19 protein-coding genes, 2 tRNA genes, 3 rRNA genes and 1 other RNA gene are annotated in these 22,713 nt (G+C 54.1%); 14 read left to right on the top strand and 11 right to left on the bottom strand.

The genetic code is table 11. From position 1 onward, the window contains the following. Position 1: 1 nt before the first annotated feature. Entirely contained in the window at positions 2-1,687 is a 1,686-nt protein-coding gene (locus D0C27_RS14480; protein ID WP_022983205.1) for an ABC transporter permease, read from the top strand. A 155-nt stretch (positions 1,688-1,842) separates the two neighbouring features. Beyond that, positions 1,843-2,877, top strand: a complete 1,035-nt coding sequence (locus tag D0C27_RS14475) for an NAD(P)/FAD-dependent oxidoreductase (RefSeq protein WP_137431224.1) — start codon at positions 1,843-1,845, stop codon at positions 2,875-2,877. 190 nt (positions 2,878-3,067) lie between these two features. On the opposite strand, the gene D0C27_RS14470 is transcribed toward D0C27_RS14475, so the two are convergent. Both D0C27_RS14470 and D0C27_RS14465 read right to left on the bottom strand, forming a co-directional pair. Next, positions 3,068-4,573: a tripartite tricarboxylate transporter permease gene (locus D0C27_RS14470; RefSeq protein WP_022983204.1), complete on the bottom strand. Its 1,506-nt coding sequence runs from the start codon at positions 4,571-4,573 to the stop codon at positions 3,068-3,070. 17 nt (positions 4,574-4,590) lie between these two features. Next, a complete protein-coding gene (locus D0C27_RS14465) occupies positions 4,591-5,049 on the bottom strand; it encodes a tripartite tricarboxylate transporter TctB family protein (protein WP_009454910.1) in 459 nt (152 codons plus the stop codon). Between the two features lie 340 nt (positions 5,050-5,389). On the opposite strand from D0C27_RS14465, the gene D0C27_RS14460 reads away from it, so the two are divergent. From D0C27_RS14460 to ssrS, 3 genes are all read left to right on the top strand, one after another. Continuing rightward, the gene (locus D0C27_RS14460; RefSeq protein ID WP_035273300.1) at positions 5,390-5,794 is read left to right on the top strand and encodes a hypothetical protein; all 405 of its coding nucleotides are present in this window, start codon (positions 5,390-5,392) and stop codon (positions 5,792-5,794) included. Positions 5,795-5,797: 3 nt separating this feature from the next. After that, entirely contained in the window at positions 5,798-6,109 is a 312-nt protein-coding gene (locus D0C27_RS14455; RefSeq protein ID WP_009454914.1) for a cell division protein ZapA, read from the top strand. 53 nt (positions 6,110-6,162) lie between these two features. Then, positions 6,163-6,346: non-coding RNA, 6S RNA (ssrS, locus tag D0C27_RS14450), on the top strand. A 54-nt stretch (positions 6,347-6,400) separates the two neighbouring features. Here ssrS and lgt read toward each other — a convergent pair. After that, on the bottom strand, positions 6,401-7,198 hold the full coding sequence (gene lgt, locus D0C27_RS14445) for a prolipoprotein diacylglyceryl transferase (protein ID WP_026485505.1): 798 nt from the start codon (positions 7,196-7,198) through the stop codon (positions 6,401-6,403). Positions 7,199-7,282: 84 nt separating this feature from the next. On the opposite strand from lgt, the gene D0C27_RS14440 reads away from it, so the two are divergent. Beyond that, positions 7,283-7,651: a c-type cytochrome gene (locus D0C27_RS14440; protein WP_230940653.1), complete on the top strand. Its 369-nt coding sequence runs from the start codon at positions 7,283-7,285 to the stop codon at positions 7,649-7,651. After that, on the top strand, positions 7,648-8,178 hold the full coding sequence (gene msrA, locus D0C27_RS14435; RefSeq protein WP_060186626.1) for a peptide-methionine (S)-S-oxide reductase MsrA: 531 nt from the start codon (positions 7,648-7,650) through the stop codon (positions 8,176-8,178). Before D0C27_RS14440 ends, msrA begins: the two co-directional genes overlap by 4 nt. On the opposite strand, the gene D0C27_RS14430 is transcribed toward msrA, so the two are convergent. The 4 genes from D0C27_RS14430 to D0C27_RS14420 all read right to left on the bottom strand — a co-directional run bounded on the left by D0C27_RS14430 (position 8,175) and on the right by D0C27_RS14420 (position 11,645). Then, positions 8,175-9,155: a hypothetical protein gene (locus D0C27_RS14430; RefSeq protein ID WP_009454922.1), complete on the bottom strand. Its 981-nt coding sequence runs from the start codon at positions 9,153-9,155 to the stop codon at positions 8,175-8,177. The genes msrA and D0C27_RS14430 overlap by 4 nt on opposite strands. 230 nt (positions 9,156-9,385) lie before the next feature. Continuing rightward, positions 9,386-9,550, bottom strand: coding sequence for a hypothetical protein (locus tag D0C27_RS19300; protein WP_009454924.1), 165 nt, complete (start codon positions 9,548-9,550; stop codon positions 9,386-9,388). Between the two features lie 11 nt (positions 9,551-9,561). Next, positions 9,562-10,668, bottom strand: a complete 1,107-nt coding sequence (locus tag D0C27_RS14425) for a YeeE/YedE family protein (RefSeq protein WP_137431223.1) — start codon at positions 10,666-10,668, stop codon at positions 9,562-9,564. Positions 10,669-10,679: 11 nt separating this feature from the next. Beyond that, positions 10,680-11,645 (bottom strand): sulfurtransferase, encoded by a 966-nt coding sequence (locus tag D0C27_RS14420; RefSeq protein WP_009454928.1) that lies wholly within the window; start codon positions 11,643-11,645, stop codon positions 10,680-10,682. A 969-nt stretch (positions 11,646-12,614) separates the two neighbouring features. On the opposite strand from D0C27_RS14420, the gene D0C27_RS14415 reads away from it, so the two are divergent. The 6 genes from D0C27_RS14415 to rrf all read left to right on the top strand — a co-directional run bounded on the left by D0C27_RS14415 (position 12,615) and on the right by rrf (position 19,027). Continuing rightward, positions 12,615-12,872 (top strand): hypothetical protein, encoded by a 258-nt coding sequence (locus D0C27_RS14415; RefSeq protein WP_137431222.1) that lies wholly within the window; start codon positions 12,615-12,617, stop codon positions 12,870-12,872. 807 nt (positions 12,873-13,679) lie between these two features. Next, positions 13,680-15,216 (top strand): 16S ribosomal RNA (locus D0C27_RS14410). 93 nt (positions 15,217-15,309) lie between these two features. After that, a tRNA-Ile gene (locus tag D0C27_RS14405) sits at positions 15,310-15,386 on the top strand. 11 nt (positions 15,387-15,397) lie between these two features. Further along, positions 15,398-15,473 (top strand) — tRNA-Ala (locus D0C27_RS14400). A 378-nt stretch (positions 15,474-15,851) separates the two neighbouring features. After that, positions 15,852-18,734, top strand: a 23S ribosomal RNA gene (locus tag D0C27_RS14395). Positions 18,735-18,914: 180 nt separating this feature from the next. Further along, positions 18,915-19,027, top strand: a 5S ribosomal RNA gene (gene rrf, locus D0C27_RS14390). The 16S, 23S and 5S rRNA genes sit together here with 2 tRNA genes alongside, the layout of an rRNA operon. A gap of 47 nt (positions 19,028-19,074) precedes the next feature. On the opposite strand, the gene D0C27_RS14385 is transcribed toward rrf, so the two are convergent. Continuing rightward, complete coding sequence (locus tag D0C27_RS14385) at positions 19,075-19,500, bottom strand: hypothetical protein (RefSeq protein WP_137431221.1); 426 nt, start codon at positions 19,498-19,500, stop codon at positions 19,075-19,077. A gap of 208 nt (positions 19,501-19,708) precedes the next feature. Here D0C27_RS14385 and D0C27_RS14380 point away from each other — a divergent pair, with 208 nt between their 5' ends. Next, positions 19,709-20,074, top strand: coding sequence for a DUF4870 family protein (locus D0C27_RS14380; RefSeq protein WP_009459779.1), 366 nt, complete (start codon positions 19,709-19,711; stop codon positions 20,072-20,074). 190 nt (positions 20,075-20,264) lie between these two features. Here the strand turns inward: D0C27_RS14380 and D0C27_RS14375 are convergent, their stop codons facing one another. The 3 genes from D0C27_RS14375 to D0C27_RS14365 all read right to left on the bottom strand — a co-directional run bounded on the left by D0C27_RS14375 (position 20,265) and on the right by D0C27_RS14365 (position 22,693). Beyond that, positions 20,265-20,843 (bottom strand): hypothetical protein, encoded by a 579-nt coding sequence (locus tag D0C27_RS14375; RefSeq protein WP_060186989.1) that lies wholly within the window; start codon positions 20,841-20,843, stop codon positions 20,265-20,267. Positions 20,844-20,861: 18 nt separating this feature from the next. Continuing rightward, entirely contained in the window at positions 20,862-22,307 is a 1,446-nt protein-coding gene (locus D0C27_RS14370) for a cryptochrome/photolyase family protein (RefSeq protein WP_060186988.1), read from the bottom strand. A gap of 107 nt (positions 22,308-22,414) precedes the next feature. Beyond that, the gene (locus tag D0C27_RS14365; protein ID WP_009459783.1) at positions 22,415-22,693 is read right to left on the bottom strand and encodes an SWIB/MDM2 domain-containing protein; all 279 of its coding nucleotides are present in this window, start codon (positions 22,691-22,693) and stop codon (positions 22,415-22,417) included. Positions 22,694-22,713: the final 20 nt, after the last annotated feature.

The raw sequence follows: 22,713 nt of genomic DNA, 5'->3' as shown, positions 1-22,713 counted from the left end.
CATGAATCACACACGCAGACCACTTAGCTGGTCGCTTATTCTGATCGTCGGCTTTCTGACGCTGTGCCCGGTCCTGATGTTGCTGCTGGGCAGCTTCTCGCAGGGCCTGACGGCTTTTGGCTCCTTTACCACGGCTAAATACGTAGCCGCCTACACCGATCCCTTCTTGCTGGAAGTCACCTTCAATACGGTGGTTTTCGTGCTGGGCTCGTCCCTGTTCTCTACTGCGCTGGCTGTTTTCCTGGCCTACCTGAATACGCGTACGAACATGCCCATGAAAGGGGTGTTCACGGTGCTGTCCATCGTCCCCATGATGATTCCGCACTTGCTGTTCTCGGTGAGCTGGGCATTGTTGCTGAACCCGTCCAACGGCCTGATCAATATGTTCTTGCAGGACACATTGGGCCTGCAGGAAGCGCCGCTGAATATTTATTCCCTATGGGGCATGATTCTGGTCGAAGGCTTGTTGAACATGCCTGTGGCCTACCTGATCATTGCGCCTGCCATGGCCTCTTTTGACGTTTCCATGGAAGAGTCCTCGCGTGTGTTCGGGGGCGGTCTGTGGCGTACCTTGACGCGGGTTACCCTGCCGATTCTGCGTCCAGCCATCATGGCGGCTTTCATTCTGGCGATTGTGCGGGCCTTGGCTTCCTACGCCGTGCCACGTGTTCTGGGTACCCCAGGTCGTGTGGATGTGCTGGCCACTTATTTGTTCGAGATGATCTCTACCGGCTTCGCTCCGGATTACGGAAAAGCGGCGGCGCTGGGCATGAGTGTGCTGTCGGCCTCCATTGCCCTGATCGTTCTGTATCGCTACATGACGAAAGAAAGCAGCAAGTATGTGACGATCTCCAGCCGTGGTTTCAAACCCACTCAGCTGGAATTGCGTCGCGCGAAAATCCCCTTGTTCATCATTGTGGGCATTATCAGCTTGCTGATGGTGGTGCTGCCTGTGGCCGTGCTGCTGTACACCTCCATGATTCCGTATTCCATGGTGCCTAGTGCTCGCGCCTTCTCCTTGATGAGCTGGGCGAACTGGATTGATGTCATTCAAGATCCGATCTCCAAAGTGGCCATGAAGAACAGTTTGTTCCTGGCTGTGGTCGGAGCCAGTCTGGGTGTATTGCTATCGCTGTTTGTGGCCTATGTGGTGGTCAAGTTACGAACGCGGGCGGCGGCGCTGCTGGATACCTTGAGCTTCCTGTCCTTTTCCTTCCCGGGGATTGTGATTGGTATCGGCTTTATGTGGTTCTTTGTGCAAACGCCTTTGTATGCCACGCTGACCGCTTTGCTGCTGGCCTATATCGCCGCTTATCTGCCTTACGGTATCCGACCCTTGTCGGCCGCTTTTGTGCAGGTCCATGCCCACCTGGAGGAGTCCTCGGCCGTTGCCGGGGCCAGTTCCTGGACCACCATGCGCCGCATCATTATTCCTTTGCTGATTCCTGGTGTGGTGTCGGCCTGGATCTTGATGGCAACCATGTTCATTCGTGAGCTGACGGTGTCGGTGGTGCTGTCCCGTCCCGGTACGGAAGTGCTGGCGGTACAGGTGCTGGGTTATGCCGAAGATGGGTTGTGGGGCAAGCTCTCGGCGCTGGGGATCATCATGATTCTGATCTCTACCGTGCTCGTGCTGCTGGCCATGTATATTGGTAACTTTTACAAGCGCCGCCAAGGCACGATGTAAGTTGGACTGATCTCAAGGGCCTGAATTCTGCAAGGGATTCAGGCCCTTGTTGTTTTTGCTGAGAGCAGACCGTATCTTGTTGCCTGGCTGGTTGTTCGCTTGTTCATGCGCACAAGGGGCTGGCTGTTTTTTTGTTTACTCATTAGTAGAAAGCTATGACGCATAAATGCAAAGTGCTGGTCGTCGGTGGTGGTGTGATGGGGGCGTCGGTCGCCTGGCATCTGACTCAAGCGGGTGCCGCAGTCACTTTGATCGATCAGGGTTCGGGTAGTGTGCCCAGCGCAACCGCTGCCTCGTTTGGATGGGTAGGAGCCAGCGCCAGTACACCTTCTGATGACACTGACGCCTTTGCCTTGCGTCTACACGCTCTGGAAGAGTACACGCGTCTGAAGCAGAGCTTGGGGGCATTGCCTATGACCGTGCGTGGAGCCTTGTCCTGGGGGGAAACGACGGACGAGACAGCCGCCTTGATTGCCGAGCATTTGGCAGCCGGTTCCAGGGTTGAAAGCCTGTCAGCCGCGCAAGTGCGTCAGAAAGAACCGTCGTTGGCAGCCGTACCGGATTTGGCAATGTGGGCGCCCGATGATTTCGCCTTGGAGCCAGTAGATCTGGCACGTTGTTTTATTCAAGCGGCGCAAGCGAATGGCGCCACGGTTTTGTCCGGTACGGTACAGCGTGTGTTGTCGGCAGGAGGGCGAGTGAACGGTATAGAAGTGCAAGGGCAAGTCATCGAGGCCAACAAGGTGGTGCTGGCCAATGCTTATGGTGCCTTGGCTTTGGCAGCCAGTGCAGGGGTAGCGTTGCCTATAGAGCAACAGCCCGCCGTGTTACTGCGCCTGGATGCTGATAGAAATCGGGTCCGGCATTTACTCTGTGCTCAGGATCTGGAGTTGCGACCGGGCAAAGAAAGAGGGTTGATGTCGGCGTTGGATTATCCTTTGGAAGGCGAGGCAGGTTTGCAGCGTCTGGCCGAGCAAACCTGTCAGTCCATTGCCCAGTTGCTGCAACTACCTTCTGTCCCGCGCATCTTGTCGATAGAGGTCGGGCAGCGCCCCATGACTAGTAACAAGCAGCCATTGTGTGGGCCTATTGGGACTGTAGATGGTTTGTTCGCCGTCGTGGCTCACCCCGGTGTCATTCTGGCTCCCCTGCTGGGAAGCTTGTGTACGCAGGCAGTTCTGGCTGCCTGAGGCTTGTTTCCTGACGTAGGGCTGTGCGCTCTTTCAAAGATTTGGCTGTCTTGAAAGCAGGCAGCGAAATCAGCTGACAAAGAAAAAGGCCTGATTTCGTGGAGAGACGAAATCAGGCCTTCTTGTTGACTGCGCCGGTTTGAATGCTCCCTTTCAGCGGGAGCGTTCAAACCAGAGAACGGACGGTGTTTTAGTCCTCTTCGACGAAGGTCTCTTCGCGTTTCTTTTTCACCGAAGGCAGGGCCACAACCACAACCAGGAAGGCAGCCAGGACCAGCAGCGACAGGGACAGAGGACGTGTCACAAAGGTGGTGTAATCACCGCGGGACAGTAGCAGGGCACGACGGAAGTTTTCCTCCATCATTGGTCCCAGGACCAGACCCAGCAACAGCGGAGCACCTTCACAACGCAGCTTGGACCAGACGTAGCCCACCAAACCGAAGGCGGCGGTGACCAGAATGTCAAACACGTTGTAGTTCAGCGAGTACACACCCACCGTGCAGAACACCAGAATGGCGGGGAACAGCAGGCGGTAGGGCACTTTAAGCAGTTTCACCCACAGGCCTACCAATGGCAGGTTCAGGATCACCAGCATCAGGTTACCAATCCACATGGAGGCGATCAGACCCCAGAACAGTTCAGGGTGGCTGGTCATCACTTGTGGACCAGGCTGAATGTTGTGGATGGTCATGGCACCAATCATCAGCGCGGTCACAGCGTTACCGGGGATACCCAGGGTCAGCAGCGGGATGAAGGAGGTTTGAGCGGCAGCGTTGTTGGCAGACTCGGGACCGGCCAGACCAGCAGGGTGACCTTTACCAAAGCGTTCCGGGTTCTTGGAGATTTTCTTCTCCAGTGTGTAAGACGCAAAGGAGGACAGCACCGCGCCACCACCGGGCAAGATACCCAGGCAAGAACCCATGGCGGTACCACGCACGACAGCAGGCCAGGACTCCTTGAACTCTTGCTTGTTGGGGTACAGCGAGCCGACCTTGCCAGTGATCTCCACGCGTTGATCGCCCAGCTCCAGGTTGTTCATGATTTCGGAGAAACCAAACACACCCATGGCCACCACGGCGAAGTCGATACCGTCCTGCAGTTCTGGAATACCGAAGTCGTAACGGGCAACACCGGAGTTCACGTCGGTACCGACCATACCCAGCAGCAGACCCAGCAAGATCATGCAGATAGCTTTGGGCAGGGAGCCGGAAGCCAGCACCACAGCACCGACCAGGCCCAAGACCATTAATGAGAAATACTCCGCAGGTCCAAACTTGAAGGCGACTTCAGCCAAGGGCGGAGCAAAAGCGGCCAGCAGCACGGTGGCCACACAACCGGCAAAGAAAGAACCCAGAGCAGCAATCGCCAGGGCAGCACCGGCCCGGCCATTACGGGCCATCTGGTGTCCGTCCAGCACGGTGACTACGGCCGAAGTTTCCCCCGGCAGGGCGACCAGAATGGCGGTTGTGGACCCACCATATTGGGCGCCATAGTAAATACCGGCCAGCATGATCAGACCGGCTACGGGCGGCAGTACATAAGTAATGGGCAGCAGCATGGCAATGGTTGGCACAGGGCCAATGCCTGGCAACACGCCAATCAAGGTGCCCAGTATGCAACCGAGCAAAGCGTAGGCCAGGTTCTCGGGCGTGATCGCCACCGAGAAACCCAGCATCAGGTTGTCAAATAATTCCATATTCGTTCACCCCCTAATCAGGCCAGAAAACTTGGCCACAGGGGGAACACCAGCCCCAGGCCCTTGATGAATGCCAACCAGACGAACAGCACCAAAAAGACGGCTGCGCCCAGTGCAACAGGCCAGCTAAATTCATGGCTGGCAAAGCTGCTGATCAGTACAAGCAGGAAAATGGAGATGTAAACACCCAGCGAGTTCAGTGTCAGACCGCAAAGCACGACCGCGCCGATGATAACGAAGAGCACTTTCCAGTTAAACTTCTCTACCTCGGTGCTTTCTGCTTTGGCAGACATCGAGCCCAAAGTGACAACCGCCCCTAACAAGCTCAGGCATACACCAAGCCAGAAGGGGAAGTAGCCGGGCCCCATGCGGGCGGCTGTTCCCATCGAGTAGCTGGTGGCCCCGAGCGCGAAAGCGGCGCCCACGACCACGAACATGACCCCGGACCAGAAGTCCTGTTTATTTTTAATTTGCATAAGGTGGATTCTCCTTGTCTGCCTTGCGCATTGGTTTTCCTTTTTCCTGTGTCAGCTTCTTTATAGTGGAGCGGGCTCCATACTCTGCGTGTGCCGACTGCATTGAACAGAGGTGACGCATGGTAATGGAGCACTTGAAGACTGGAAACCCTGAGATGACCCTAGTTTTTAAGGGTTTTCCCGGTAATTCCGGAAATTTAGGGTTTTTTGGGAGCGTGTTCGTAGGTGGATGGCAGGCTTTGAAAGAAGTTTGAAAGGTAATGGAAAGATGGGTGAAAGGTTATCATTAGTATGAAATTCCTCTACCCAGTAACGCTAGCAATGGTTTACGATAAGGCCCATGTTGCAAGATCTCGACTTTCTCGCTGACCGTATCGGTCAACTGGTAGAGCAATCTCGTCAGCTCAACGCTGAACGCGCTCAATTATTAGCTCGTCTGAAAACTCAGGATGCCGAGCTGGACGCCTTGCGCCAGCAAAATCGTCGTCAACAAGATGAGTTCGAGTCCCTGTCCACCGGTGTTGCTTCGCATCAGCGTCAACTGGATGTGGTGCAGCAACAAGCGCAGGCTGATCAGGCAGAACTGAAAAAGCTGCTTGAACAGGAACAGGCCCAGGTAGTTGCCTTGCGTCGCGAGTTGGACAGCGCACGCGCGGGTATGGGTGTGTTGCGTGATGTAGCAGGACAGGCTCGCGACCAGATTGGTTCGATCCTGATGCGTTTACCCGGTGCCGTACAGGAGTAAGTCATGGAACGAGTCGATATTTCCCTGTTGGGCCGCGATTACTCTCTGGCATGCCCTCCTTCCGAAAAAGCGCGCTTGCTGGAAGCTGTCAAACTGGTAGACCAGCGCATGCAGTCTATCAAGGGTTCGGGCCGTGTCTCTGGCAACGAACGTATCGCCGTCATGGCCGCCATTCAGATCGCCAGCGAGTTTTTATCCGCTAAAGCACCTGATGGTCCTCTGGCTAATGTTGCTTTTGGCGATTTCAAGCGTAAAATTGAAGACATGCACGCAATGATTGACGAGGTCATCGAACCTTCGGGTACCGCGCGCTAAACCAAATTTGAAAGCAGTCCCTTGTTGTCCCTCGCGGGCCGCTTCATCCCAGTAAGTCCCTGCCGTGTTCGTGACACGACCATACATTCCTTGAACCAATGCTTTTGGCATACAGGTTGTTGGATTAGCCAGTAGGAGCGATCGTCCTCGTCGACGAACCCGAAGCTGGCTTGATGACAGCCGATCTTGGACCCTCGGTTCCAGGATGCCGGTCTTGACGGCAATGGTGGGGCACCTACAAAAAAAGCCCGTCCAGATCTGGACGGGCTTTTTTCTTTTCTGCTGTTTTGTTTATTTCTGACTGCCAGGCGCAACGTCTCGTTTGCTGGCATACGCAAACAGAGCCAGGCCAGCGACAATCATGGGCAAGGACAACCACTGCCCCATCGACAAGCCTGCGCTGAGCAGACCCAGGTAGCCGTCGGGCTCGCGGGTGTATTCCACCATGAAGCGGAAGAAACCGTAGCCGATCAGGAACAGGGCACTGGTCTGACCGACGGCGCGTGGACGACGCGTGAACCACCACAGCAAGATAAACAGGGCAATGCCCTCCAGGGCCATCTCATACAACTGCGAAGGATGGCGGGGGGTTGCATCCACTTGCGGAAATACCATGGCCCAGGGCACATCACTGGGGCGACCCCATAGTTCGCCGTTAATGAAATTACCCAGGCGGCCCACGGCCAGCCCCAGGGGAATCAGGGGAGCCAGAAAATCGCTGACTTCCAGAAAACGCCGTTGACGGTTTCGAGCAAACAGCGCAATTGTCACCAGCACACCGATCAGACCACCATGAAAGGACATGCCACCTTGCCAGACATACAGAATCTCCAGCGGGTGCGACAAGTAGTAAGAGGGTTGGTAGAACAGGGTGTAGCCCAGACGCCCACCTGCCACCACGCCCAGGACGCAGTAAAAGATCAGGTCTTCCAGGTCCTTGCGGGTCAGCAAGTCATAGCCCGCACGGATACGCGCTGTGCCAGCCAGCCAAACCAGGCCAAAGCCCACTAAATACATCAAGCCATACCAATGAATGGCAAGGGGTCCAAGTTGTATGGCGACGGGATCAAACTGCGGGTGAATTAACATGCGTGCCCATTACAGAGATGAATATCAGATAATAGCGTGACTGCGAGCCCAGACCAGGGCTGGGTAAATTGTAAGGGAAGGATCATGCTGCATTCAGTCTCTTGGGCCAGACGTTTACCATTAGTAGTTTTTTGTGGATTGATGATCTTTAATCCGGTGGCAAAGGCTGATACGGTAGCGCTGATGGATATCGTGCAGGTGCAGTGCTTGTCCTGTCATCAAATTGATCGTAAACGGGTCGGGCCCCCTTTTCGGGAGATCGCCCAACGCTACGCGTCGGGTCCGGCGCAGGAAACTCAGGCGTATTTGCAGCGACAAATTCAACAGGGTAGTCGGGGGAACTGGGGAGCTATTCCCATGCCCGCTCAAAACCGGATCAGCGCCGAGCAAGCACAAGCTATTGCAGCCTGGTTGCTGAGTCTAGCCAATTCGTCAACAAAGGAGAATTCATGAAGGAAACAGCCATATTAGGTGGCGGATGTTTTTGGTGCACTGAAGGGATTTTCAAAGCCTTGCGAGGAGTGCAGTCTGTGGTGCCCGGATATTGTGGCGGCCATGTAGAGCATCCCACCTATGAGCAGGTTTGCGGCAAGCAGACCGGCCATATTGAAGTGGTCAAAGTGGAATTCGACCCTTCCGTCATTTCCTATCGGGATTTGCTGGAGGTATTTTTCCTGACCCATGACCCTACCACGCCGGATCGTCAGGGCGCTGACCAGGGACCACAGTATGCGTCGGCAATTTTTTGTCAAAATGAAGAACAGCGCCGCCAGGCCTTTGAAGTCATCGAAGAAATCAAATCGCAGTTTGATGCACCGATCGTGACCCATGTGCTCGACAGTTCCACTTTCTGGGAGGCCGAGGATTATCACCACGATTATTTTGCATTGCACCCCGAGCAAGCCTATTGCCAGATGGTCATTGCGCCCAAGCTCAAGAAGTTCTACCAGCGTTTTCAGGATCTGCTGGTCAAAAGCTAAGCATCCTGAGGGTGCGAGGCAGAAGCAAGGTAGCGTCTGTACAGGGCGCTACCTGGTAATGTCAGACGGGCCATCAGGCCAATAATCAACAAGGTCAGAACAAGTCGGCCGACCAGGGCCACCCAGATGTTGGCACCCAGAGCCAGAATAAGAATGGTGTCTTCAATCAGGGAGTGGCTCAATGACAGCCAGGACAAGGCCAGCAAGCGTGTTCTGGGACTGTAGTTCTGCTGGCGGGACTCATCAATAATCAAGGCACCGCCGTAGCTCAAGCCCAGCAATACGCCAATCGTGGTGGTGGGGGCGACTCGTTCTTCCAAGCCTGAAAAGCGGAGCAAGGGAAGCAGGAGTCGAGTCAGCAATCGGGTGAAGCCGATTTTCTCCAGGACTGACAGGATCAGGAGCAGGCCAAGAATAATCAGCCAAGTCATGAATAGCGAGCTGGCCGTTCCCCACAACCAGTCTACCCAGCCTTGCCAACCGCCTTGTGTGGCATTGGATTGCCCATAAAGCCAGGCAAGGGATACGGGTTCCTGTAACAGCCCGGCGCTATTCAAACCCCAGGCCAGCAGGCCACCGTAAAGCAGGGCGCAGACAATCCGCAGCGTGGCGGTAAACCAGAAGCTGGCTCCGGCCCGACGCACAATGGCCTGTTCCATAGGCATATTGTGTGCAAACAGCATCATGGTGCCCAAGACGCTGATTTGAGCCACGTTGAAACTCAAGCTGTCGCCCAAGGCCGCCATTGATCCTATGCCAGCGTAAATACCGGCCAGAGCAGTGGTTGCCCAGACAATACCGGCTTCGGCAGGCAGGCCAACCAGTGCCATGATCGGGCCTATCAGTTTACCGACTTGCTCGATCAGACCCAACTGCGCGGCAATACGCACCGCAATCATGATGGGGAGCATGATGCGCGCAACGGTATAAAACATGCGCAGGCTGCGGCTAAAGGTGGTGCGAAGGAAGGTCAGCATGACAACAGAGGGTTGGGAAATCTGATTGATGCTAGCACGGCTCTGTGCTTGCTTTGTCGTGCACTGGCGCTTGTGTGGGGGCGGGCAATGCAGGCTGTCGGTTTGTCACTACAAGCGGATGCGCTTTCCTTCACCCAAAAGAAAACCCCTGATGGTGAAACCCGATGCAGCCAAGTAAGGCTGCCAGGTTTTCTCCCATCAGGGGTGTTACAGGCCGGGTAGGCCCCGGCTTATCGACCCGAGCAGTGGCCGCCGCTAGCGGCCTGTCCACTACCCCAGGCAATGGGGGCGGGCTCGGGGCGGTAGGGATAGTCTTGCAGGCTGTCCATGACAACTAGCAAGACAACGACCAGCCAGAAGGTACTGGTAATAAGGCGGAAAGTAGTTTTGCTCATGCTTGCACGACTCAAGGATTAACGCGGCGACGAATGCGCACGCCTATGATGGACCCGGCAAAGGCCAGTGCAAACCAGACCCAGCCATGGATGCTGGCCGAGGCGATGCCTCCCAGGAATGCGCCCACATTACATCCGAAGGCCATACGGGCACTGTAGCCCATCACCAGGCCCGCAATTGCGCCTACCCACAAAGTGCGGGCATTGGGGGATTTGAAATTGGCAGGATGATTCCAGCGTGAGGCTGCCATGGCGCCCAAAATCAAACCAAAGTTGGTGACCGAAGTAACGTCAGCCAGGACGGGTTCAGCCAGACGTTGTGCATGTGGAGCCACGCCCCAGAACGCGTCGCCAACTGGGGACCAGCCCAGAGCCGAGAATACTTTTGCGCCCCACAAGCCAATACCATAGACGATGCCCCAGGGTTGGCCTGCGACGATCATGTGAATGGCATACAGCGCGGCCAGCAGCAAAGCGCCCATCCACCAGCGCATTTCCCATTTGGCAGGTGGGCTGTTTTGCTCTTTCCGATGGCGACGTGCACCTCGGCCGACGAACCAGGATACGGCGGCGCAGCCTAGTACGGTAATCAATAAGGCAGTGGGCCAGCCCAAGGACACAGTCAGGTCGATAGCGGGTAGGCCGCCCAGGGCAATCCAGCCGGGCTGGTGCGATGCGCCTAGAAAGCTACCAATGGCAAAGGTAGGCAGAACCGCAAAGGAAATCGGTGCGCCTGCGCCTGCTTTATAGAGAGTGCCGGAACCGCAGCCATCGGCCAGTTGCATGGCAGCGCCAAACAGAAAGGCACCCAATACCAGGCTGATGGTCAATGGGGCAATCGCGCCAACCAGCTCACCGCCACTATCGGCGATCAAGGGTAGGGTGAAGGCAGCGGCCAATACCAGCAGGAGCATTTGTGCCCAGATACCTTGAGGGTCACGGCGCTCGATATAGTTGCGCCAGCCGGTCGTGAAACCGAAACGGGCTCCTTGCAGTACGGCACCAAAGCCAATCCCCAACAGGGCGAGCAGGCCTTGGCGCAGTCCACCTACCAGAGCGACCCCAACAATCAGGGCCAGGCTGGCCAGGATAAAGCCCAGTCTAGTCAGATAAAGCATGATCGATTTCTTTAGTTAATGGCGCGTTTGGCATCGAGTTTCAGAACTTCGAAACGGGAGGGCTGGTTATCCATAGGCAAGTTGCTGCGGCTCCATTCCACGACGGACTCGGGGTAGAGCTTCACGTTAGGGTTGCCGGCCAGTTCGGACAGGACAAACCAGTTCGTGGCAGCCCAGTGCCCGGTATTGCAGAACGAAACGGTGGGTTTGTCGTCCAGGCCTTGTTCTTTGACGATCTTGACGAGTTCTCCGGTGTCTTTCAGGACAGGTTTGTCGCTACGGAAAAAGCTGTTGAAGTCCAGCTCGCGTGCGCCGGGCAGGGTGCCGTAGCGGGCGGCGGCGTCAACGCGCTTTTCGCCTTTGAAGAATTCGGTTGGGCGAGCGTCCAGCAGGACGGGAGCCTGGCCGTTCTTGATGTAGTCAGCGACTTCTTGTGTGCTGACCACCATGTCTTTGTTGTAGTGGTAGCTGAATTCGGTGGGGGTGACAGTGGGGGTGTCTTTGCTCAGGGCTTTGCCTTCGGCTTCCCAGGCTTGCAGGCCGCCGTCCAGAATGGATAGCTGGGTCAGGCCGCCAGCTTTTAGTGTCCAGTACACGCGTGCTGCTGCGCCGAAGTCTGTGGGGTTGGCGCCCGCGTAGGTGACGACAACGTAGCTGTCCTTGGAAATGCCGGCTTTGCTGAACAGGGCAGACAGCTCGGCTTCGGAGCGCAGAGCACCGGCGTTTTCGGCCGGGCCGCGGTAGGCTCCATATGGAGTGTGGACGGCACCTGGTACGTGGCCTGCTGCATATTCTTTGTCTGTGCGGATATCCAGAATGCGCAGATTGTTTTGATCCAGCTTGGTGGCCAGGTCGCCAGCCGAGATCAAGGCGGCTGGTTTGGCTGCCGTGTCGGGTGTGCTTGGCTCTGCGGAAGCAGTCGGTGCCAGGACCGCGCTGAATGCAAATGCCAAGGAGATGAGGATTGGTTTGATCATTATTACTCTCTTGAGTAAGCAGAGGCCTGCTTAGAGGATTAAGTGCATAAGGAATGGTAATGAACGTGGCTACAGAAAATAACAATGAATTGGGGATTAGCTTATTGCTTGGGGGCGTAAGGAGGGGAGGATCTCTATATATAGAGTAGATAGGAGGGGGAGCTGTGTTTGTAGCCCTGCCTTGGGTAAGCTTGTGTCTCTGTAGTTGCTTTCTGCAGGTGTGTCTTTGTCCTCTATATAGAGAGAGCGTGTCGGTGTAGAGGACGTTCTATCGGTGAGAGAAAGCTGGGTTTTTTCTACTAGAGGGGATGTGTTGAGATGATTGGTGTTCTCATGGGTGCAGACTTAGAGACTTAGAGACTTAGAGACTTAGAGACTTAGAGACTTAGAGACTTAGAGACTTAGAGACTTAGAGACTTAGAGACTTAGAGACTTAGAGACTCGGAGACTTTAAGATCTAAGCAAAGAGACTGAGAACCAAAGGGCTATTGAAGGTCAGTGAGGATAGAGGGGGGGATTGGATTACTTTTTGGGGAGGCTCACCACCCAACTATATATAGAGGGTTGAGTCGCGACGATGAATGGCCCTTCTATATAGAGAGGGCGCTCATTGTTTCAACCGCTCTACGTAGGTCGCCACTCGAGGCCCCGGGACCGGGTGTTGGGGCGGACTACTTGCCGGCGCAATGCGCCGGTCCCCTTGTCGCAGTCATGATCGGGGCGCAGTCTGAACTCGCCCAGTGATTGGTCCCCCGGACCAATCACAAACTTTGGGCTCAAACAGCAGACTGCTTGCATCCCCGATCATGACTGCGACTGCGGCAAGTACTCTGACTCGCCCCAACACCCGGTCCCGGGGCCCCGAGCGGCTAGCAGCCCTGCATAATGCTCGATCTTGGAGGTCATTCAACTCGCTATCTATATAGAGACACTGTTGATTGGAGGGCATAGGGCCGATGCAGTGTTCGTGTGGTCGTTCTTTTGTCCGTTATCCATCCATCCATCCATCCATCCATCCATCCATCCAGCAAGCAAGCAAGCAAGCAAGCACAAGGGCTGATGACTGGTGTGGGTGATGAGTTTCGCTGTCTCTATATAGAGAAGGGGCTATTAGGCGGCTGGAGAATATCTAGCCAATTTTCACGAGAAAAACAGCGGTTAGGTCTGGAAGATGCGGTTGAGGATGGGCTGGCCGCTACCAGGGGAAAAGAACTGAAGTTAAGCTAAAAATTATTTTTATAGTTATTCTTCATAGTTATCAATCAGCTACATCGTTTTACGGAGTTTTCTCTCCTGAAATGCCAAGAAAAATCCCATGAAACGCTTGCAAAGCGGAAAATCCTCGTGCTATAGTTCTTTTCTCGCTGCAGCACACAGGGTTTTCCCCGAAGCGCCGCAGAGAGCAGTTAGACAAGTTTCACCGCCTTGGCCAAGAGGCCCGCACCGAAGCTTGAATGACTGGTCAGGAAACTGACAGGGTGTAAAACCCGGAGCTTGACAAATCAGAAAATTCTGTGTTAAAGTTCTAGGTTCTGCTCCAGAGAACGCAACGTTAAGTTTTTAAGCGGTTTTGCAGGTTGAAACGGTTTTGAGAATTTACCCTTGTTTGTGAAGTTGGATGGTTAGCCTCACGGTTGATTGTTCAGTAGGTAGGACAGAACGAAAGTTCTGGTTTAAGCGGGATAGGTTAGACAGTTTTAAAACTTTCTAGCTTCTTCAAAAAAACGCTTGACACACTGCCTGATCTGCTTCATAATCTCATTTCTCTGCTGCTAACACAGCAAGGCACGAAGCGCTAAACGCGACGAGCCAGCCGGGTTAGCCAGTAGAACGACAGGCAACTGTCACTGCTCTTTAACAATTAACAGCCGATAAGTGTGGGCGCTTGGAATGAGCGAGTCGAACCCTTCGGGGATCGCCACAAGTTTGTATCAAGTGCTCACAAACGAAAGATGAAGAATTACCTTGTGTAACTCTGAATTTTTCTTTGAGACACAATCGGTCTCGTCGCAAGACGGGACAACCACAGAGATTAAACTGAAGAGTTTGATCCTGGCTCAGATTGAACGCTAGCGGGATGCTTTACACATGCAAGTCGAACGGCAGCGCGAGAGAGCTTGCTCTCTTGGCGGCGAGTGGCGGACGGGTGAGTAATATATCGGAACGTGCCCAGTAGCGGGGGATAACTACTCGAAAGAGTGGCTAATACCGCATACGCCCTACGGGGGAAAGGGGGGGATCGCAAGACCTCTCACTATTGGAGCGGCCGATATCGGATTAGCTAGTTGGTGGGGTAAAGGCTCACCAAGGCAACGATCCGTAGCTGGTTTGAGAGGACGACCAGCCACACTGGGACTGAGACACGGCCCAGACTCCTACGGGAGGCAGCAGTGGGGAATTTTGGACAATGGGGGAAACCCTGATCCAGCCATCCCGCGTGTATGATGAAGGCCTTCGGGTTGTAAAGTACTTTTGGCAGAGAAGAAAAGGTATCCCCTAATACGGGATACTGCTGACGGTATCTGCAGAATAAGCACCGGCTAACTACGTGCCAGCAGCCGCGGTAATACGTAGGGTGCAAGCGTTAATCGGAATTACTGGGCGTAAAGCGTGTGTAGGCGGTTCGGAAAGAAAGATGTGAAATCCCAGGGCTCAACCTTGGAACTGCATTTTTAACTGCCGAGCTAGAGTATGTCAGAGGGGGGTAGAATTCCACGTGTAGCAGTGAAATGCGTAGATATGTGGAGGAATACCGATGGCGAAGGCAGCCCCCTGGGATAATACTGACGCTCAGACACGAAAGCGTGGGGAGCAAACAGGATTAGATACCCTGGTAGTCCACGCCCTAAACGATGTCAACTAGCTGTTGGGGCCGTTAGGCCTTAGTAGCGCAGCTAACGCGTGAAGTTGACCGCCTGGGGAGTACGGTCGCAAGATTAAAACTCAAAGGAATTGACGGGGACCCGCACAAGCGGTGGATGATGTGGATTAATTCGATGCAACGCGAAAAACCTTACCTACCCTTGACATGTCTGGAAAGCCGAAGAGATTTGGCCGTGCTCGCAAGAGAACCGGAACACAGGTGCTGCATGGCTGTCGTCAGCTCGTGTCGTGAGATGTTGGGTTAAGTCCCGCAACGAGCGCAACCCTTGTCATTAGTTGCTACGCAAGAGCACTCTAATGAGACTGCCGGTGACAAACCGGAGGAAGGTGGGGATGACGTCAAGTCCTCATGGCCCTTATGGGTAGGGCTTCACACGTCATACAATGGTCGGGACAGAGGGTCGCCAACCCGCGAGGGGGAGCCAATCTCAGAAACCCGATCGTAGTCCGGATCGCAGTCTGCAACTCGACTGCGTGAAGTCGGAATCGCTAGTAATCGCGGATCAGAATGTCGCGGTGAATACGTTCCCGGGTCTTGTACACACCGCCCGTCACACCATGGGAGTGGGTTTCACCAGAAGTAGGTAGCCTAACCGTAAGGAGGGCGCTTACCACGGTGGGATTCATGACTGGGGTGAAGTCGTAACAAGGTAGCCGTATCGGAAGGTGCGGCTGGATCACCTCCTTTTAGAGCGAATGGCTCGCAAAGCGAAAGCGTCCACACTTATTGGCTGTTAGTTAATGTCATGACCATTGAAGGTATCGCCCACTGGTGATAGATGGGTCAGTAGCTCAGTCGGTTAGAGCACCGTCTTGATAAGGCGGGGGTCGTTGGTTCGATTCCAACTTGACCCACCAACGATTACCTCGGGGGATTAGCTCAGCTGGGAGAGCACCTGCTTTGCAAGCAGGGGGTCGTCGGTTCGATCCCGTCATCCTCCACCACCGCTTTTGTGGTTGGTTGTCGATACAGCAAGGTTCATGACAGAGTATAGGGCACAGGACAACAACGGTTGACCTGGCGCTAGATTCAACGAAGAGTGTTCTTTTTTAAGAATACTGCTCGTTGGGTTATGCAACCCACGAATTGCTCTTTAACAATTAGGAAGAAGCACAACGAAGGTGTGTTGTCTAATAAACGCAAGACGATTAGTCGACTTGTGATGACAATACACGGGTTGTGATTGCAACAGAACAAATTATGTTCAACGAAAGTTCTCAAAAATATAGACGTTGTCTGATCTTCGGATTGGATAACAGCTAAGGATTGATGAACGGCAACAACGTATACTCATATTCCTATAACAGCATCAAGCGTTATAGGATCAAGCGAATAAGTGCATATGATGGATGCCTTGGCGATCACAGGCGATGAAGGACGCGGTAGCCTGCGAAAAGCTACGGGGAGCTGGCAAACAAGCTTTGATCCGTAGATGTCCGAATGGGGAAACCCACCGTAGTAATACGGTATCCCATGCTGAATACATAGGCATGTGGAGGCGAACCGAGTGAACTGAACCATCTCAGTAACTCGAGGAAAAGAAATCAACCGAGATTCCGGAAGTAGTGGCGAGCGAAACCGGACCAGCCTGGATGTTTTAGCGTAGTGAATAGTCGAATGGAATGGAAAGTCCAGCCGTAGCAGGTGATAGCCCTGTAGGCGAAATTCAGTACGTGGAACTAAGCATCGAACAAGTAGGGCGGGACACGTGAAATCCTGTCTGAATATGGGGGGACCATCCTCCAAGGCTAAATACTCGTGATCGACCGATAGTGAACCAGTACCGTGAGGGAAAGGCGAAAAGAACCCCGGAAGGGGAGTGAAATAGATCCTGAAATCGTATGCATACAAACAGTAGGAGCACCCTCGTGGTGTGACTGCGTACCTTTTGTATAATGGGTCAGCGACTTACATTCAGTGGCAAGCTTAACCGAATAGGGGAGGCGTAGCGAAAGCGAGTCCGAATAGGGCGATTCAGTCGCTGGGTGTAGACCCGAAACCAGGCGATCTATCCATGGCCAGGTTGAAGGCACGGTAACACGTGCTGGAGGACCGAACCCACTAATGTTGAAAAATTAGGGGATGAGCTGTGGATCGGAGTGAAAGGCTAAACAAGCCTGGAGATAGCTGGTTCTCTCCGAAAACTATTTAGGTAGTGCCTCGTATATTACTGCCGGGGGTAGAGCACTGTTATGGCTAGGGGGTCACAGCGACTTACCAACCCATGGCAAACTCCGAATACCGGCAAGTACAGTACGGGAGACAGAGCACCGGGTGCTAACGTCCGGACTCAAGAGGGAAACAACCCAGACCGCCAGCTAAGGTCCCTAACTATGGCTAAGTGGGAAACGAAGTGGGAAGGCATAGACAGTCAGGAGGTTGGCTTAGAAGCAGCCATCCTTTAAAGAAAGCGTAATAGCTCACTGATCGAGTCGTCCTGCGCGGAAGATGTAACGGGGCTAAGCCATAGACCGAAGCTGCGGATGTGTACTTTGTACACATGGTAGGAGAGCGTTCCGTAAGCCTGTGAAGGTGTTCCGTGAGGAATGCTGGAGGTATCGGAAGTGAGAATGCTGACATGAGTAGCGATAAAGGGGGTGAAAAGCCCCCTCGCCGTAAGTCCAAGGTTTCCTGCGCAACGTTCATCGGCGCAGGGTGAGTCGGCCCCTAAGGCGAGGCAGAGATGCGTAGCTGATGGGAAGCGGGTTAATATTCCCGCACCGTCGTAGAGTGCGATGGGGGGACGGATTGCAGAATGTTATCGGGGTGTTGGATGTCCCCGTTGGCGCATCATAGAAGGCACTTAGGCAAATCCGGGTGCGTAATTCAAGGGTGTGACTGGATAGAGCTTCGGCTCTAAACTAACTGGAAGCAGTTCCAAGAAAAGCCTCTAAGCTTCAGCTCTACGAGACCGTACCGCAAACCGACACAGGTGGACGGGATGAATATTCCAAGGCGCTTGAGAGAACTCAGGAGAAGGAACTCGGCAAATTAATACCGTAACTTCGGGAGAAGGTATGCCTCATTAGTGTGATGTGCCTGCGCACAAAGCATGAAGAGGCCGCAGTGAATCGGTGGCTGCGACTGTTTACTAAAAACACAGCACTCTGCAAACACGAAAGTGGACGTATAGGGTGTGACGCCTGCCCGGTGCCGGAAGGTTAAGTGATGGGGTGCAAGCTCTTGATCGAAGCCCCGGTAAACGGCGGCCGTAACTATAACGGTCCTAAGGTAGCGAAATTCCTTGTCGGGTAAGTTCCGACCTGCACGAATGGCGTAACGATGGCCACACTGTCTCCTCCTGAGACTCAGCGAAGTTGACATGGTTGTGATGATGCAATCTCCCCGCGGCTAGACGGAAAGACCCCATGAACCTTTACTGTAGCTTTGCATTGGATTGTGAACCGGCCTGTGTAGGATAGGTGGGAGACGTTGAAGCGTGGTCGCCAGATCGCGTGGAGTCATCCTTGAAATACCACCCTGGTCTGTTTGCGGTTCTAACCTAGGTCCCTAATCGGGATCGGGGACCGTGCATGGTGGGCAGTTTGACTGGGGCGGTCTCCTCCTAAAGTGTAACGGAGGAGTTCGAAGGTACGCTAGAGACGGTCGGAAATCGTCTTGATAGTGCAATGGCATAAGCGTGCTTGACTGTGAGACTGACAAGTCGAACAGGTACGAAAGTAGGACATAGTGATCCGGTGGTTCTGTATGGAAGGGCCATCGCTCAACGGATAAAAGGTACTCTGGGGATAACAGGCTGATACCGCCCAAGAGTTCATATCGACGGCGGTGTTTGGCACCTCGATGTCGGCTCATCTCATCCTGGGGCTGTAGCCGGTCCCAAGGGTATGGCTGTTCGCCATTTAAAGAGGTACGTGAGCTGGGTTTAAAACGTCGTGAGACAGTTTGGTCCCTATCTGCCGTGGGCGTTGGATACTTGACGGAGCCTGCTCCTAGTACGAGAGGACCGGAGTGGACGTACCACTGGTGTATCGGTTGTCATGCCAATGGCATTGCCGAGTAGCTACGTACGGAAGAGATAACCGCTGAAGGCATCTAAGCGGGAAACTCGTCTGAAGATTAGGTATCCCGGGGGCTTGACCCCCCTGTAGGGTCGTCCGAGACCAGGACGTTGATAGGCTGGGTGTGGAAGTGCAGTAATGCATGTAGCTAACCAGTACTAATTGCCCGTGTGGCTTGATCCTATAACCCTTGAGGTTGTAGTGAGTTAAGTTGTTGACCACAGAACGTAATATTGAAGTGCAGCGCAACCCGCGCTTGACACCTTCGTAACCGCTGCTAGCTGATCTGTACTGATCGCTAGCGGTGTGCTTCTTCCAATTGGCTGGGGCGTCCCTTAAAAGACGACTCGGCAACCAGTTACGCTTGACGACCATAGCAAGGTGGTCCCACACCTTCCCATCCCGAACAGGACTGTGAAACGCCTTTGCGCCGATGATAGTGGACGGACGTCTGTGAAAGTAGGTCATCGTCAAGCTCTTATTCCTCAAAACCCCCGCAAGCATCCCTTGCGGGGGTTTTGTTTTAGGCGGCGACAAAAGCGCAGGCTACCGGCCTGTCTCGGATTGCTCGAAGGCCTGACCCTGGACCGCCCGGTTCAGGCGTACCGCCACCCCTCCTGGCCTGTTCTGGGCTGCGTGTATTCCGTGTTCTTACCGACGCCGATTGGCCTAAGCCTAGTAGGTTGGTCATGGCATTCTGTCCCGGCACCAGAGGGTTGACGGACAATGCGTTGCTGCTTACCTGCAGAATGCTCGGTCGTTCTAATCTTGCTGTGCTGACTGTCTGTTGTTGAGACGTGGCGACAGGCCACCTCTCCTTCTTCTTCTTCTTCTTCTTCTTCTTCTTCTTCTGCTGCTGCTGCTGCTGCTGCTGCTGCTGCTGCTGCTGCTGCTGCTGCTGCTTTTTTTTATGCTGCTGATTGCCCTGGGTAGTGACGCTAATCGGCATGCGCGGTGCCTGTTCTATGAGTGGCCCGCATAGCGTTTGTTTCTTCGGTAACTGCATAGAACGTGACTGGATCATAGAAGCGGCGTTTCACACGCCGCTTCTTCTGCCTGGATGGTGGTAGCTCTGCCACTGTCATACGGTTAATGCTCAAAGTATGGGTAAAATAGTTCGGTATAGTTATTGTTAATGCTTGTTTCAGGAGAACCGAATGAATCAGCCCATTAGCCCCGAGCTTGAACCAGGCTTGTCGCTGCGCAAGATTACGCACATCTGCTATGGCTTGTTTTCTTTGGCTATGATCAGTGCAGGTATCTTCGGTGCTGCAGCTGTAGCAGCTGTGATTCTGGCTTACGTCAAACGCGGTGATGCATCGGGCACTATTTATGCCAGCCATCTGGATTGGGTCATCAAGACTTTCTGGTGGGGACTGTTGTGGGTGGTGTTGAGCGCTTTGCTAACGACCATCTTTATTGGTTGGGTAACCGCTCTGGTAGCCATGGTATGGATCATCCACCGTCTGATTAAAGGCTGGTTGGCTTTGGCAGGTGGTCAGGCTCTGGGCCACGACTACTAACGTGATCCCATTTCAGTAATGTTCTGGCGTAGCCCAGAAAGAAATATTTAAAAGGTGCTCAGATGAGCACCTTTTTTTATTTGATGTTGCTTTGCTTGGGATTGCTCAGACTTGGCCAGCATCTGCTTGGCTATGCACCCCGGTTCAGGCCCTTGGTCGGTGCGTTTGCTTATCCCTGTTGAGGAAGACTTTAAGGTGCCAGCAGGTGGATCTGTTCGACATGCATATGATGCAGGCACTCACGCAGCAGCAAGAGATAAATACCCAGGTTTTGATTGTTGACCAGCTGATGGATATTTTCCAAAGAGCCCGCGTTGATCATTTTCAGGCTGACCGCTCCTTGGCTGGCTGCTGCATACAGGGTGAACAGGTCGTCAATCATGTCCCGATTAAGAGTGTGCTGCTCGCTGCCTTGGGCTTCTGTGAGCCAGACGCCAAGCTCTTCAGCAAACTCCCCAGCGGCAAACACCATGAACTGACGCAGATCCAGGCTGGCTGGCATGATCGCGTCTTCCACGACCTCGATAGCATGTTCCAACTGCGCTGCGCGCGAGCTGGAGTCTGCGAAACAGCTTGCCAAGAGCTGGACCCCACTAAGTTCCGGGAAGTGCTCGGTATGAACAGGGACACCTTTATGAGCCATGCTTATTTCGGCGTGATCGGAACCGAAATCAAGGATAGCCACTTGTGCTTGAGGATGAGCGGTTTGCAGGTTTTGCAGTAATACCGGGGTACTGGCTGGAGGTGGTGGTCGGGAGCTGTCTGACATAAATATCCTTAAGGTATTTCAATCCGTTTGCTCTTGCTCTCCTGCTTGCTTGAATAGCGCCAAAGCAAGATGCCGTTGTGTGTCGTGATCCACGATGGGGGCCGGGTAATCCTGTCCCGGCCTGAATTCGATAGGAAGCTGTTTGGCCTGCCAGGGGGCATGCACGGCCTGCTTGTCCAGGGACGCCAGCTCAGGGACATAGCGTCGTATGAATTGCCCCTCTGGATCAAATTTACGCGATTGGGTGATGGGATTAAAGATGCGAAAGTAAGGCTGCGCATCACATCCGGTAGAAGCGGCCCATTGCCAGCCTCCCACATTGGAAGCCATATCGTAATCAAGCAGCTTCTGAGCAAAATATTGCTCACCCCAACGCCAGTCTATCAGCAAGTCTTTCACCAGAAAGGACGCGCTGATCATGCGTAGCCGGTTGTGCATATAGCCTGACTGGTTCAATTGACGCATGGCGGCATCCACAATCGGGTAGCCGGTCTGGCCTTCTTTCCAGGCCTGGAACCAGTCTTCGCGATTAGGGAAGGGCAGATCCTTGTAGGCGGGCTTGAAGCTCTCTGAGGCCGTTTCAGGGTGGTGCCACAGGAACTGCTGATAGAACTCTCGCCAGATCAATTCGCTCAGCCATGTTGCTGCGCCCTCGGAGTCGCTGGGCCAAGCTAAAGATACCGCCTGGCGGATAGAGAGGGTTCCAAAGCGCAGATGGGGGGCCAGATAGGACACCCCTCGTTTGGCTGGAAAGTCTCGGCGCTCCTGGTAAGCGTGGATTCTGGGTTCGAATTCTTCCAGCAAGGTTTGGGCGCCTTGCCAACCGGCGGGGTTCAGCAGTTTTGCGCGAGACTCGTCTTGAAAGCCCAATTGCTCCAAGCCAGGCAAGGCTTGCTCGGGCAGCGCGGCCCATTGGCCTTGCGAGCAGTCGTATGCTTGCACATGTTCAGATTGGATACGCGCCAGCCAATTGCGCTTGTAGGGCGTAAAAACCGTGTAGGGCTGCTTCTGTTGGGTCAGGATTTCATCCTGCGCAAAGATCACCTGGTCCTTGAATAGCTGCAGTTCCATGCCTTGTGAGGATAGAGCATGGCTGACAGCCCGATCCCGCGTGATGGCCGCAGGCTCGTAGTCCTCGTTTGTATAGACGGTTTTTGCATTTAGGCTGATCGCCAATTCTGGAATTTTCTGTACAGGGTCCCCATAAACCGTGATCAGATCACTGCCATTTTGACGCAGCTGCTCCTGAACCTGTAGCAGGCTGTCGTAGATAAAAGCCAGTCGGACATCATTGGCGGGTAAGGATTGCAGGATGGTGCTGTCAAAGACAAACACACAGGCTACAGGCAAACCACTTTTCAAGGCATGGTGCAAGGCAGCATGATCGTGCAAACGTAGATCACGGCGTAGCCAGCACAAGGCGCGTGGGGGTTGAGCGGGTGGGGTAGAGAATGAAATCGACATGAAGACGAGAAAGCAGCGGACTTGATGCCGCCAAATGAAAAAAGGGCCGCGGCTGAAAGCTCAGCGGCGCGGCCCGATATTGCCAGAGGTGCCTGGGCACCCCGTGCTTATTTCAGGTGAGCGCTGACCAGCTTGGTCAGTTCAAACATGGAGACCTGGTCCTTGCCGAACAAGGGGCGCAGCTTGGCGTCGGCATTGATGTTGCGACGGTTCTTGGGATCCTGGAGATCGTGTTTCTTGATGTATTCCCAGATTTTCTTCGTAACTTCAGTACGCGGCAGCGCGCCAGAGCCAATCACCGCAGCCAGTGTTGGGCTAGGAGTGAGTGGTTTCATGAAGGCTGCATTGGGTTTGCGGGTAGCAGGCTTTTTTTCAGTGCTGGCCATGAACGGAACTCCTGAGAAAC

This window comes from Alcaligenes faecalis (assembly GCF_005311025.1).
Taxonomy (GTDB): Bacteria; Pseudomonadota; Gammaproteobacteria; order Burkholderiales; family Burkholderiaceae_B; genus Alcaligenes; species Alcaligenes phenolicus.
This window is presented reverse-complemented; position numbering and strand designations above follow the sequence as displayed.